Annotated in this window: 12 protein-coding genes; all 12 read right to left on the bottom strand. The window is 45.5% G+C overall.

The window, feature by feature from the left end; genetic code table 11:
* Positions 1-5: 5 nt before the first annotated feature.
* Positions 6-788, bottom strand: coding sequence for an RNA polymerase sporulation sigma factor SigG (sigG, locus tag AC58U0_RS17915; protein ID WP_057303043.1), 783 nt, complete (start codon positions 786-788; stop codon positions 6-8).
* Between the two features lie 161 nt (positions 789-949).
* Positions 950-1,672 (bottom strand): RNA polymerase sporulation sigma factor SigE, encoded by a 723-nt coding sequence (sigE, locus tag AC58U0_RS17910; RefSeq protein WP_047672364.1) that lies wholly within the window; start codon positions 1,670-1,672, stop codon positions 950-952.
* A gap of 220 nt (positions 1,673-1,892) precedes the next feature.
* Complete coding sequence (spoIIGA, locus tag AC58U0_RS17905; RefSeq protein WP_497380329.1) at positions 1,893-2,816, bottom strand: sigma-E processing peptidase SpoIIGA; 924 nt, start codon at positions 2,814-2,816, stop codon at positions 1,893-1,895.
* A gap of 234 nt (positions 2,817-3,050) precedes the next feature.
* Entirely contained in the window at positions 3,051-4,172 is a 1,122-nt protein-coding gene (ftsZ, locus tag AC58U0_RS17900; RefSeq protein WP_029196512.1) for a cell division protein FtsZ, read from the bottom strand.
* A 30-nt stretch (positions 4,173-4,202) separates the two neighbouring features.
* The gene (ftsA, locus tag AC58U0_RS17895) at positions 4,203-5,450 is read right to left on the bottom strand and encodes a cell division protein FtsA (RefSeq protein WP_060645245.1); all 1,248 of its coding nucleotides are present in this window, start codon (positions 5,448-5,450) and stop codon (positions 4,203-4,205) included.
* 276 nt (positions 5,451-5,726) lie between these two features.
* The gene (locus AC58U0_RS17890) at positions 5,727-6,644 is read right to left on the bottom strand and encodes a cell division protein FtsQ/DivIB (protein WP_497380425.1); all 918 of its coding nucleotides are present in this window, start codon (positions 6,642-6,644) and stop codon (positions 5,727-5,729) included.
* 88 nt (positions 6,645-6,732) lie between these two features.
* Positions 6,733-8,001, bottom strand: coding sequence for a UDP-N-acetylglucosamine 1-carboxyvinyltransferase (gene murA / locus AC58U0_RS17885; RefSeq protein ID WP_497380328.1), 1,269 nt, complete (start codon positions 7,999-8,001; stop codon positions 6,733-6,735).
* A gap of 15 nt (positions 8,002-8,016) precedes the next feature.
* On the bottom strand, positions 8,017-8,922 hold the full coding sequence (gene murB / locus AC58U0_RS17880; RefSeq protein WP_497380327.1) for a UDP-N-acetylmuramate dehydrogenase: 906 nt from the start codon (positions 8,920-8,922) through the stop codon (positions 8,017-8,019).
* 204 nt (positions 8,923-9,126) lie between these two features.
* Positions 9,127-10,197: an undecaprenyldiphospho-muramoylpentapeptide beta-N-acetylglucosaminyltransferase gene (gene murG, locus AC58U0_RS17875; RefSeq protein WP_497380326.1), complete on the bottom strand. Its 1,071-nt coding sequence runs from the start codon at positions 10,195-10,197 to the stop codon at positions 9,127-9,129.
* 7 nt (positions 10,198-10,204) lie between these two features.
* Positions 10,205-11,302 carry a stage V sporulation protein E gene (gene spoVE, locus AC58U0_RS17870; RefSeq protein WP_057303050.1) on the bottom strand — a complete coding sequence of 366 codons (1,098 nt, stop codon included), beginning with the start codon at positions 11,300-11,302 and terminating at the stop codon, positions 10,205-10,207.
* Between the two features lie 99 nt (positions 11,303-11,401).
* Positions 11,402-12,796 carry a UDP-N-acetylmuramoyl-L-alanine--D-glutamate ligase gene (gene murD / locus AC58U0_RS17865; protein WP_497380325.1) on the bottom strand — a complete coding sequence of 465 codons (1,395 nt, stop codon included), beginning with the start codon at positions 12,794-12,796 and terminating at the stop codon, positions 11,402-11,404.
* Positions 12,797-12,799: 3 nt separating this feature from the next.
* Entirely contained in the window at positions 12,800-13,735 is a 936-nt protein-coding gene (mraY, locus tag AC58U0_RS17860; RefSeq protein WP_056833508.1) for a phospho-N-acetylmuramoyl-pentapeptide-transferase, read from the bottom strand.
* Positions 13,736-13,783: the final 48 nt, after the last annotated feature.

Genomic DNA, 13,783 nt, shown 5'->3' with positions numbered 1-13,783 from the left:
GTTAATTACGATTTCACATGTTTCTGCATCTGACAGATGGCCGATTTCTCAAGCCTGGAAACCTGAGCTTGGGAAATACCGATCTCATCGGCAACCTCCATCTGCGTTTTCCCTTCAAAAAATCGCATGGAGAGAATCATCTTCTCCCTAGCATTTAATTTACGCATAGCTTCGCGAAGAGCAATTCCTTCAATCCACGACATGTCCTTATTGCGCTCATCGCTGATCTGGTCCATGACATAGATGGGATCTCCGCCATCATGATATATCGGTTCGAATAACGATACCGGGTCTTGAATAGCATCAAGCGCGAATACTACATCCTCCTTAGGCACATTAAGGGCCTCGGAGATTTCGTAGATCGTAGGCTCGCGTGAATTCTGATTCGTCAAGCTGTCTCTGACTTGCAGAGCCTTGTAAGCAATATCTCTTAAGGAACGAGAAACGCGAATCGGGTTATTATCTCGTAAGTAGCGGCGAATCTCACCTATAATCATCGGTACAGCATAGGTCGAGAACTTGACGTTTTGACTTAAATCAAAGTTATCAATGGCTTTCATCAAACCAATACAGCCAACTTGGAAGAGATCGTCCACATACTCTCCGCGATTGTTGAACCGCTGGATCACACTTAGAACTAACCTTAGGTTCCCATTGACCAATTTCTCTCTTGCAGCTCGCTCCTGCTTCGTCTGCAAATCAGAGAACAGTTCACGCATTTCAGCATTGGTCAGAACAGGCAGTTTGGCGGTATCAACACCACATATCTCAACTTTATTTCGGGTCACCGTGATTACCTCCCAAGGAGAAACATTACTGTTAATTATCCCCGTGAGCGGTTGATTTATTCCTGTCCAATCCCTGATGGAGCTACTTGACAAAAGGGTTTCGACTCGCTCCCTCCCGTGACTGCTGAACAATTTCGACATGACCCGTCAAAAAATATTTTTCAGACCATCTTATTAAATTCTTTACGAAGCCTTTTAATAATGCGCTTTTCCAATCTGGAGATATACGATTGTGAAATACCCAGTAAGTCAGCGACGTCCTTTTGCGTTTTTTCCTCCCCGTCTTGCAGGCCAAAACGAAGCTCCATAATGATACGTTCCCGCTCTGTTAACTTATCAAGTGCTTTATGCAGCAGCTTTCGATCTACTTGCTCTTCAATATTTCTGTAAATGGTGTCATTCTCGGTCCCTAAAACATCAGATAACAGAAGTTCATTTCCGTCCCAATCAATATTAAGAGGTTCATCGAAAGAAACTTCCGTACGTATTTTACTGTTTCGTCTCAAGTACATGAGTATTTCATTCTCAATACAGCGGGAAGCATATGTAGCTAGCTTGATCTTTTTCTCAGGGTCAAAAGTGTTCACCGCTTTAATTAGGCCGATGGCACCGATAGAAACCAAATCCTCGATATTGATGCCAGTATTTTCGAACTTTCTAGCTATATAGACAACCAATCTCAGGTTGCGCTCAATCAGCATAGCTCGCACTGCAGCATCCCCGGACGGTAACTTTTCCAATAAGTACTCTTCTTCTTCTCGCGTAAGTGGGGGCGGTAGCGCCTCGCTACCACCAATGTAGTAGATTTCTTCGCCTTTGAGACCTAATAGCATTAAAATACGATAATACGCTAGTTGAAAAAGCATTTTCCACTTCAAGAACATGTTAGTTTCCTCCTAAGAGTTTTGCGTATGCAAAACTGACTTCGTAAGCATTCGCTGAGTTTTGCGTTAGCAAAACTTTCATCGTAAGCATAGGCTGAGTTTTCCATAGGAAAACTGGTATCGTAAGCATATGTAGAGTTTTGCTGCTAGCAAAACAAATTTCCTAAACCGAAGAAGTGGTGGTTTACGTTACTTATTACTCGCCTTCACTTTGAAAGCGCTATCCTGCTGAAATCAAAGCTGGATGGATAATCGCTTGATAAGTGCCGTCACTGCAAAGCTTTCCTCCATCAAGTCCGATAAGCACCTTAGACGCTTCAATTTGCAAATGATTATGGGTGATCACCACCTTATCCGGTTTAATGGCCAGCATGAATTGGGTATTCCGATTAACGCCACGGTATGGCACGAGACGCAATCGATCCTGCCAAACAAATTCCTCTACACCCAAACCACTTATGATCTGATCAACATCTGCCGATCGAATCCTTTGGAGCCATTCTACAGGCAGTACATCCCCCCACTCAGACACTTCCATGACCATCACAGGGGTTCGTGTCAACGGGTCATACAATTGATTCCCCGTATCTATTAAACCTTTGCAAGAGGCTGTATAATCACCCACATGAATCGTTACTTCCGCCAAATAAGATGTCAACACCTCACGCTGTTTCGAACTCTGAAACACCGTTCGGAACCACCATAGCAAAGGTAAGAGCAGCACAAGCACAAACAGTAGGCCTCCAACCTGCAGCTGAAACATGGCCACACCTGTTTGCGTAAACACAATTCCCTTCATCACATCAGATGAGGATGCCAGTACATAATGAATGCCGAACATACCGCCGGCTACAGCAAAATTCACTAAAAGGAACGTTCCGATGTTTCTTAATAAATTTTGTAAGGAGCCAAACCCAAAAGCAGTCATAATCATACCGATACAGAACATACATTTCACAGAAAATGTAAAAAGAAATAACGGCACTGGCAAGAACATAATGACCACATAGGAAGCTCCCAAAACCGACGAACCTACGATTCTCCACCACTTGAACGATATTTTCCGCGTTTTAGCCGTTACGATAAGCATGGCCGCATCCATCAGAAAGTTCAGCAGGAAAATGAGATCCGCATAGACGACCACAATTTCCTCACCTCCAAGACGGATGCTTTTATAGTAATTTTTCTGACGAAACTTTAAGGTTCTAAATCAGTATATGGGAATCCAAATTCAAAGTCTGTCTAAACTTGCTAGTAGGATGATACTTTTTTTGTCAGTTGACGCGGCCTATTCCAAGCTAGAAAAGCCCTAAGAACAACAAAAAACCGAAGCCTCTACATCATGTAGGGCTTCGGTCTCTTTACAAATATTGTGTAATTATTTGTCGGTATTCCGTCCGCGATTACGCAGAAACGTCGGAATATCTAATTGGTCGTTAGAAGGTTGTGAACCAAAAGGTTTCAAGTTGTTCAAACGATTGTCTGGTGCAGGAGTTTCTGGTTGACCCGTGCCAGGACGTTTGATCGGTTGATGGACAGGCGCTGCCTTATGCTCGAAACCAGTTGCAATAACAGTAACGAGAATTTCATCTTTGAGTTTATCATCAATGACAGCTCCGAAAATCATGTTCACTTCGATATCAGATGCAGATGCAACGATATCAGCAGCTTCATTGACTTCGTACAAGCTGAGATTCACGCCACCCGTAATGTTCATTAGAACCCCGCGCGCTCCTTCAATAGAAGTTTCCAACAATGGGCTGGAGATCGCTTTCTTAGCTGCTTCAGCTGCACGATTCTCACCCGTTGCCACACCGATACCCATGAGGGCCGAGCCGCGTTCTGTCATAATCGTTTTGACATCCGCAAAATCGAGATTGATTAATCCAGGTACAGCAATTAAGTCAGAGATTCCTTGTACACCTTGACGAAGTACGTTATCTGCTTCGCGGAAGGCTTCAAGCATAGGTGTCTTCTTATCTACAATCTCTAGTAGACGATCATTCGGGATAATAATAAGCGTGTCTACCTTCTCTTTCAATGCTGCAATTCCTTGCTCAGCTTGCAAAGAGCGTTTGCGTCCTTCAAATGTGAACGGACGTGTAACAACACCCACTGTTAAAGCGCCTACTTCTTTGGCAATCTCGGCAATAACCGGTGCTGCTCCAGTACCCGTACCGCCACCCATACCGGCTGTAACGAATACCATGTCTGCGCCGCGAAGCGTATTCAGAATTGTCTCCCTTGACTCTTCTGCCGCTTTCTTACCTACTTCAGGGTTCGCACCTGCACCAAGACCGCGTGTCAGTTTATCCCCGATTTGTAATTTATGCACAGACTTAGCTAAGTGTAAAGCTTGAGCATCTGTATTAACGGTGATAAACTCAACGCCTTTAACACCGTTCTCGATCATCCGGTTTACTGCATTGCTTCCGCCGCCACCAACACCGATGACTTTTATTTGAGCCAATTGGTCTAAATCCATATCAAATTCAAACATGTGAGTCATATCCCCCTAACTTTGCGTTCACTATATAAATTCACTGAAAAAATTTTTTACCCGTTCAAGAAAACCTGGTTTATTACTATCGGAGGATTTTTTTGCTGTTGTCTTCGTTACTACTTTCTTCGAGAAACCCGAATTCCGATTTTTCATATATTTGGATACGAATTGAATGATACCAACGCCACTCGTGTAGGAAGGATCACGTACTCCAATGAAATCCGGAACAGCGATACGTACAGATGTTGCAAGTTCAGCTTGTGCGACCGCAAGTATGCCTGGCATACAAACCGTTCCGCCTGTAAGCACATAACCACCAGCTAAATCACCATATCCTAAACGATGAACTTCCGCACGGATCATTTGGAAAATTTCTTCAACACGGGGTTCAATGATATTCGCGAGGTCTACTTGCGAAAACTCTTTTTCTACATTGCTTCCCATTCTCGTAACCTTAAAGACTTGATCGGGCGCTGAATCATCTACAGAAGCACAACCGTATTTCAGCTTTATTTTCTCTGCGATTTCGAGCTGAGTCCGGAGTCCAATTGCGATATCATTACTGATGTACTCGCCACCGATTTGAATCGTCGACGTTGCCACAAGATTACCTTGTTCAAATACAGCAATCGTTGCTGCCCCTGCACCTACATCAACAAGAACCGTTCCAACAGCTTTCTCATCCTTTGATAAGGCTAACTGTCCAGATGCTAGCGACATCAAGATGAGGCCTGCAACCTTCAGTTCGGATTTTTCCACAACACGGATTAAATTATGTATCCCTGTCTTCGCTCCAGTGATAATTGTTGCTTCCACTTCTAAGCGAACACCAATCATGCCACGAGGATCATTAATGCCTTCTTGTCCATCTACTAAGTATTGCTTAGGTACAACTCCAATAATTTCACGTTCGGGAGGTAATGCGATGACTCTAGCCGCCTGAATAACACGATCAATATCCTCTTCTCCGATTTCTCGGTCTTCATTAGAAACAGCGACAACACCATGACTAGATTGAAGAGCAATATGATTACCTGAAATTCCTACGTAAACCTCGGAAATTTGTACGCCGACCATTCGTTCAGCATGATCGACAGCGCTGCGAATTGAATTCACAGTTTGATCAATATCAACGATTGCGCCTTTACGAATACCCTCTGACTCGGCAGATCCCACACCTATTATATTAATGGTTCCGTTTACGACTTCCCCAATAATAGCTCGAACCTTGGATGTACCGATGTCTAAACTAACAATGATGTCATTGTTGCTCAAGCCCCTGGCACCTCCTGTAACTTGGGTAATAAAGTGAATTCATCACAAATACTTCTATACGTATTCCACACAACCGCCATATTCCCTCTTTTTTCTACATTTTTTTTGCTAGTAAAAAAGTCATTTACATATCTAGTCTTAATGATGAGAAAATGATATAGATCCTGTCTAGTAAATACTTAAATCAATCTAATGAACTGATAGATACCTAATTAACCATAAATCTAATTTTAACATTATTTTAAGTGATTGAGTAGCCCATTAAACGTTTTTTTGTCAGGAAGGACGCGCTGTTTCCTTTGGTGATGGTTTGGGCGTCGCTTTTGGAGTCGCCTTCGGGCTTGTCTTACCCCCATCTTTGTTCGAATCAGGTGTAGGACTTGGGGAATTGCCCCCAGCTTTCTGACCGGATGAATTGTTCGCTTCATTTTTGGAATCTTCATTGGGTTCGAAAGGAGCGTGATATTCTACTTCTAGCATTTTGATAACACCACTCGTAATATGATCTTCTTGTAAGCTTGCTATATAGGCAGGTAGATTGTCAATTTTCTCAGGTAAATAGGCAATGGTTGTATACACTTCGAATTGGGATCTTGTATACAATTTGATCTTGTCAGGGTATGGTTCCGACGGGTCCGGTTTAATTTCGGATATGTCAGAAAGCGCACTCTCCGGAATTTCACCCAGCACTTTGCAAAGTGCGGCCTTATTCGGATCGCCGTCTGTCCACCCTGTCAAAATTGGCATATCTAAAGGAATACTTCCTGCAGAAAGCTGCACGACAGCACCATCAGCGAGCACAGCCTGCTTCTTACCATCTGCTCCAATTTGGAACGCCACTTTCGGGAATTCTTCTACATTAATACGGATAATACCTGGAAAATGCTTCTTCACGACGGCTGTTTTGATCATAGGCATCTTGGCAATGCGCTGCTGGATAGCCTGTGAGCTAACTGCAAAGAAACGATCACCGACAGCAATTTGACTAGCTTGTCCTATTGCTTCTGAGGCCATGAGTTCATTTCCTTCAACTTCAATGGCACTTATTCGGCTTAGGGAAGATTGAAAAAACAAAATGATAAGAACAGTGATGAAAAAAACGAACAAGAAAATGAGCAGCTTCCGATTCGTACGCGCACGCGGCTTAGGAACAGGCAGAGTGGGTACTTTGCGGTCTTCTGACAAGATGGGCACCACCTATTATTTTCGTATGATAAACAAATGAAAACCGTGTATCCCCACCTGCAAGCAGGAAGGGATCCGCGGAAGTCATTCAAACATTCTACTCGCTTGGGACGGGTGATTGGCGATGCACGGAGGCACCCAGCATGGAAAGCATATGTTCAATTCTATCATAGCCTCTATCAATATGATGAATTTGCTCTACGATCGTTGTGCCATGCGCAGCCAGACCGGCAATGACAAGCGCTGCACCGGCTCGCAAATCAGTCGCTTCAACTGTAGCTCCATATAGCCTTGGAACCCCTCGGATAAAGGCTGAACTCATATCTACACGGATATCCGCTCCCATACGGGAAAGTTCATCAACGTGTTTAAATCTACCTTCGAATATCGTTTCTTTCATTACGCTCAGTCCATCTGCTAGAGATAACAGCACCATGACTTGCGATTGAAGATCCGTTGGAAAGGACGGATGCGGTGAAGTAACAATACGTTCGACCGCCTTCGGTCTTGTCGGACAGCTTACATGTATTATATCACCGTCCGTAATGATTTGAACACCTGCGCGCTTGAGGACATGGATAACCGAGGTTAAATGAGCAGGGTTCACCTTTTCCAAGGTGATATTTCCCTTCGTCGCAGCTGCTGCAACAAGGAATGTTCCGGCTACAATACGATCGGGTATGATGCGGTATGCGCAAGGAGACAATGACTCCACTCCGCGAATCGTTATGGTGTCCGTACCTGCGCCAATGATATCGGCGCCCATCGCATTCAGGAAGTTTTGCAAATCCTGAATCTCAGGCTCACGGGCAGCATTGTAAATCGTTGTGATGCCCTCTGCCTTAACAGCAGCCATCATAATATTTTCTGTTGCACCAACGCTTGGGAAGTCTAGAACAATCTCGCTGCCGTGCAATGAATCTGCCTTACAAACAATTTTGTTGGCGAATTCTTCAATGTTGGCTCCAAGAGCCTGCAGACCTTTAAGGTGCAAATCGATTTTACGTTCACCAATCGCGCAGCCACCCGGTTGATAGACCGTAACACTGCCGAATCTAGCGAGTAGCGGACCCATTAGAAAGATGGAAGAACGCATCTGCCCCATCAATTCTTCTGGGATATGAGAGGAATGAGCTGTGGATGTTGTAATGGATACTGTATCCCCTTGCTGCTCAGCACGACAGCCCAGCGCGCGAAGAATGCGCAGCATGGTGTCAATATCGAGCAGATTAGGAACATTATGCAAAGTATGAGTGCCGCTAGCCAGGATGCAGGCTGCTAAAATTGGTAATGCGGCGTTTTTCGCGCCGTGTATCTGGATGGCTCCCGTAAGAGGTCTTCCACCTTCGATAACGAGCTTCTCCAAAGTTCCACCTCCGATTTACCTCTCACCCATCAACAGAACTTCCGGTACTAACGATATGCCGTACTGTTTCTGTACGATTAGCTGTACCTCGCCTATGAGAGTGAGAACGTCCTCGGCTGTAGCATCTCCAGTATTAACAATGAAATTGGCGTGAAGCTTAGAGATTTCAGCTCCACCGACACGTTTGCCTTTCAGGCCAGCTTCTTCGATGAGCTTAGCTGCGAATCCCCCTTCGGGGTTGCGAAATACACTCCCAGCGCAAGCTAATTGAAGCGGTTGCGTGCGGAGGCGCCGATCCCGGTAAGCCGCCATGGCTCCCGCTATTTCTTTGCGCTCTCCAACCTGTAATTCAAAGACAGCTTCCGTTACAATGCCAGGCAATGTTTGCAGAATGGAATGTCGATAGGCATACTGCAAATCCTCCGCCTGCATCGTGACCAATTCCCCTGTGTCCAGGATGACTTCAGCCTGCTTGAGTATGCGTGACACATCGGACCCATGAGCCCCTGCATTCATGTAGACGGCGCCTCCCACAGAACCGGGAATGCCAGAAGCAAACTCCAGTCCGGTTAAACCCTCTTTGGCCGCTAGTACGGACAATTTAATGAACGAATAGGAACCACCTGCGTAGACCATCGCACCATCAAAGCGAAGCGTTTCTAACGCATTGCCAAGTTTAATAACGACCCCTCTAATGCCTTTATCACTTACAAGCAGGTTAGATCCTCTACCGATGACCGTCCATGGAACACCGCGTTCATATAGAAATCGGATGACAGCAGCTACCTGCTCTTTCGTTTGGGGAATAACGAGGCAATCAGCCGGACCGCCGATTTTCCATGTCGTAAAAGGGGCTAGTCGTTCATTCGTTCGAATCTCGCCAATATTTGCTGCCTGTAAGTCGGATATTAACTGTTGCATGGGAAAACCTCCTTCACAGAACGTAGGGCGAAATGATCTTGAAAAGCAGCTTCAAGCTTCATAATTTCATAATACGGACCGAGTCGAAGATGGCCGGTCTTCGTTGTTTGGCGCCATATTAAGCCTTAGGTGTCTGTCACGGTTATAGTGTAGTTTATGTAAAATCGGATAGAGTGTGACAATCGCCTATTCGGTTTAGCAAAATCAAGTCGATAAGCTATAAGTTTCAATCAGTTTTACGATCGATGCAACCGCATCGCTTTCTTTTCGCGATTGCATCGCTGCCTTATAGGCCTCTCGATTCGTATGAAGAGCTTCCACACGCTCTACGAGCGTATCTGCTGTTAAGGCTTCTTCTAGTATAACGTCCGCGTAGCCAGCTTTCTGAAAGGACTCCGCATTAAGAATCTGGTCTCCTCGACTTGCCTGCAGCGATAAAGGAATAAGCAGCATTGGCTTTTCCATGACTAAAAATTCATAAATGGATGTGGCACCGGCTCTTGAAATAACAAGCTCTGTCATTGCCAAAATATCGGGGAGCTCTTCATTCAAATATTCAAATTGTTTATACCCCCGGGTATTAGCAAGCTCTGACGCAATATTGCCTTTCCCGCATAGATGAATGATCTGAAATTGAGCAAGTAATCGCTCCAGGTTGCCTCTGACAGCTTGGTTAATCACTTGTGAGCCTAGGCTGCCGCCCATCACCAAAATGACCGGTTTCTGCGAATGAAAATCACAAAGCTGGTAAGCGCGCGACGCTTTACCACTGAGAATGTGTTCTCTTATCGGTAAACCTGTCAGCTCAGCCTTGTCTCTTTGAACATGCTGTAAGGACTCCGGAAAGGTAACGCAGACCTTGGTTGCAAAAGGAATTGAAATTTTGTTCGCAAGCCCTGGCGTTATATCCGACTCATGAATAATTACCGGAATTTTATTCATCCGACTGGCAAGAACGACCGGGACGGAAACGAACCCGCCCTTCGAAAAGACGATGGCGGGCTTCAAACGACGGAGCAATCTATAAGACTCATAGACGCCTTTCATCACTTTGAAAGGGTCTTTGAAATTTTTCAGATCAAAATATCGACGTAATTTTCCAGACGAAATCGAATAAAAAGGTACCCCTTCGCGTTCAATAATGTCTTTCTCGATGCCCGTAGCTGAACCTATGTATTTAATTTCCCAGCCTAACTGCGCAAGCTTATGCATCAGCGCTATGTTAGGTGTAACATGCCCTGCGGAGCCTCCTCCGGTAAAGACAATCGTTTTCATTCCCCTGTCACCTCGAATAGCGGGATATATTGAGCAGGATGCCGACAGATGTCAGCATAAGCGTCAATGAAGACCCTCCTGCACTTATGAATGGCAAAGTAATGCCGGTTACCGGGAACATCCCAATAACAACACCAATATTAATAATGACTTGAACGGCAATCATGCCGATAATGCCTACAGCGATCAAACTGGCAAACGTATCCGGTGCAGTAATGGCTGCCCGCATTCCGCGCCATACAAGAATCGTAAAGAGCAGCAGCACAAGCGTACCGCCGATAAATCCAAGTTCCTCAGCAATAATGGAGAAAATGAAGTCCGTTTGCGGCTCTGGCAAATAGCTGTACTTCTGACGGCTCATACCAAGACCAAGCCCTACAAGACCTCCCGGTCCAATCGCATAGAGCGATTGAATCGACTGATAACCTGCACCTAACGGATCTTGCCACGGATCCAAGAATGCTGTAATTCGCTTCAAACGGTATGGGGCGGCAATGACGAGCCCGATAAAACCCGCAACCCCTATCATACCTAGATACGAGAGATGAAGCAATCTCGCCCCCGATGTGTAGATGATAAGCAGCGAAGCTCCGACGAGAACAGCACCTGTTCCAAGGTCAGGCTGCAGCATAATGAGACCGAACGCTAAGCCCATAATGCCAAGCGGTGGCAATAATCCTTTTCTGAATAAGGTTATTTTCGCTTGGTTTTCGGATAACAAGTTGGAGAGAAAGAGAATCATCCCAATTTTCATAAATTCGGACGGCTGAATACCGAAGGCACCTATACCTAACCAGCTTCTTGCCCCACCCCGAACAACCCCGATGCCGGGAATCAGAACGATAATCAACATGGCAAAGCAAACAAAAAGCGCTACTCGGGCAAACCTTTTCCAAACTAAATAATCAACATTCATCGTAAAAAACATGGCGATAACACCCAAAACAGCAAATATAAATTGACGTTTCAAGTAGTAAAGGGAGTCGCCAAATTCGCGAAACGCAAGAACACTGCTAGCGCTGTAAACCATAATAACGCCAATTGTCAAAAGCAATAAGGTTGGAACAATAATCCAAATGTCAGGAGCGGACCGTGCTTTACCCATAACAGACACCTCTTCGTGTGTTGTGGGCGTCATCCTTGATACATATCAGCAAGCAGCGACAATATCGCCAACCAAACAGCATATGTGGATAAGCCCTATTTAAAGGTTATGCACGGACTCCTTAAACATGCGTCCCCTGTCCTCATAGGAGGGGAACATATCCCAGCTTGCACAAGCAGGTGAAAGTAGAACAATATCTCCAGGTTCACTCATTTGCCAGGCTAGCTGGACGGCTTGCGCCACCGCGTCCGCTGCATCCTTAGCAGTATCGACGGTTTGAATGCGGCTAATCCCTGCCATCTCGGCAATATGCGTAATTTTCTCTTTCGTTTGACCTAAAGTAACGATACCTTTAATCCGCTCACGAAAAGTAGGCAGAAGTTCCATATAATCCGACCCGCGATCCAAACCTCCTGCAATCAGAACAACACGCTGGTTGAACGCCTCAATCGACTTTATCGAGGCTGCTGCATTCGTCGCTTTGGAATTGTTATAGAAAGTCACATAATTCAGCTCTCTAACGAGCTCCAGACGGTGTTCTACGCCTTGGAAGCTTCTGAGCACATCTGCTATGGCATCCAGCTGAACACCCGCGGTAATGGCTGCTGCCGCCGCTGCTAACGCATTCTCGACGTTAAAGCTGCCTGGGATCCCCATTTCACTTGCCGGCATTATCGGCTGCACTTGGCCTAGTCCATTTGCATAAACAATGACCTCAGTCTCTACATCGAAGTAGACGCCAAAAGCGAGCTTTTCTTTCATAGAAAAAGGGAACAACTTAGCCTTCAGACTAGGAATTAAAGACTGGCACACCTCATCATCCCAATTCAGGATTGCCGTATCTTGTTCGGTTTGATTCGCAAATAATTTAGCTTTCGAAGCGATATAGTCATCCATTGAACCATGATAATCCAGATGAGTTTCGTACACATTTAACAAAAGGGCAATCGTTGGTCGGAACGAAGTCGTTCCTTTCAGTTGAAAGCTGCTAAGCTCAACAACCATCCAGTTATCAGCTGTAACTTCAGGCGCAGCCTCGGTTAATGCGCGCCCGATATTACCCGCTACAACGGGAGATAAACCAGCTGCGTCCAGCATTAAACCAATCAATGTTGTCGTCGTGGTCTTGCCATTCGAGCCCGTTATACCAATAATTGGAGCTTCACAGAATTGATAAGCAACCTCAACCTCTGTCACGACTTCGATTCCGAGCTCTTGTGCTTTGCGAATCGGCTCCACCGTATACGGAATTCCTGGATTCTTCACAACGAGAGAAACACCCGTATGCACCAAGGACTCCGGATGAGAGCCGCATACAACAGAAATACCCAGAGCCGTAAGTTCGTCGGCTTCAGGGCATGCGCTTCGCTCTTTTTTGTCGTTGACCGTGACCAAGGCTCCTTTTTGATGAAAAAGCTTAGCCGCAGCGACTCCGCTGCGAGCCAAGCCCAAAATAATCACTTCAAGTCCACGATAATCCCGCGGATGCTTCATGCTCTACAACACCTCATTCATATATAATCCGAGTACAGCAAGCACGAGACCTACGACCCAGAATGTGATAACAACACGCCATTCCGACCAGCCAACCAATTCGAAGTGGTGATGGATCGGACTCATTTTGAAAACACGCTTGCCTCTCGTCTTGAAAGAAACAACTTGGATCACAACAGAAAGAATTTCAACCAAGAACACACCGCCAACAATCGCTAGCAGCAGCTCAGCCTTGGTCAAAATGGCAACAGCCACAAGGCCGCCACCAATCCCGAGCGATCCTGTGTCACCCATAAATACTTTGGCAGGATGCGCATTAAAAACGAGAAAACCGAGTACGGCCCCAACCATGGCTGCTGAAAAAATAGCCGCTTCCGGCTGCGTATTATTCATAGCAATAACCGTATAAGCACCAAATGCAATGGCACTTGTCCCTGCAAGCAGTCCATCAAGACCATCTGTAAAATTCACCGCATTCGATGCACCCAACATCAGAATGGCCATTAACGGAAAGTACAACCAGCCTGGGTTGAAGTGGAAAGCCACAAATGGAATATATAAGTCCGTGCTGTGTCCTTGCATGACAAGCAGGTAACAAACAATGGCGGAGATCAAGAGCTGACCGAACAGCTTTTGTTTCGCTGTAAGACCAAGTGATCGCTTGAAAATAATTTTGATATAATCGTCGAGAAAGCCAACCAATCCATAGCCTAATGAGGCTATTAACAAGATTAGAAGATCCGTATTTTTATCGGCAAAACGAAGCGTAGCAAGGGCCAGCGCGAGTAAAATAATGACCCCGCCCATCGTCGGTGTCCCTTGTTTTTTCAGATGCCCTTGCGGGCCATCCTCACGAATTTGTTGTCCGAATTTCATACGCCGCAAAATGGGTATAAAAAGCGGTCCCATAATAAGCGCAAGCACAAAAGCTACGCCCATCGTTAATAAAATTGCGTTTTCCACGTTGGTTCCCCCTGCTCGTTTTCG

The organism is Paenibacillus sp. J31P190 (genome assembly GCF_059692075.1).
This window is presented reverse-complemented; position numbering and strand designations above follow the sequence as displayed.

Bases quoted from the DNA above. Each gene is read 5' to 3' on its own strand.
- sigE (WP_047672364.1), bottom strand. From the start codon at position 1,672: ATGTTCTTGAAGTGGAAAATGCTTTTTCAACTAGCGTATTATCGTATT.
- ftsZ (WP_029196512.1), bottom strand. From the start codon at position 4,172: ATGTTTGAATTTGATATGGATTTAGACCAATTGGCTCAAATAAAAGTC.
- murB (WP_497380327.1), bottom strand. From the start codon at position 8,922: ATGCAACAGTTAATATCCGACTTACAGGCAGCAAATATTGGCGAGATT.
- murG (WP_497380326.1), bottom strand. From the start codon at position 10,197: ATGAAAACGATTGTCTTTACCGGAGGAGGCTCCGCAGGGCATGTTACA.
- spoVE (WP_057303050.1), bottom strand. From the start codon at position 11,302: ATGGGTAAAGCACGGTCCGCTCCTGACATTTGGATTATTGTTCCAACC.
- murD (WP_497380325.1), bottom strand. From the start codon at position 12,796: ATGAAGCATCCGCGGGATTATCGTGGACTTGAAGTGATTATTTTGGGC.
- mraY (WP_056833508.1), bottom strand. From the start codon at position 13,735: ATGGGCGTAGCTTTTGTGCTTGCGCTTATTATGGGACCGCTTTTTATA.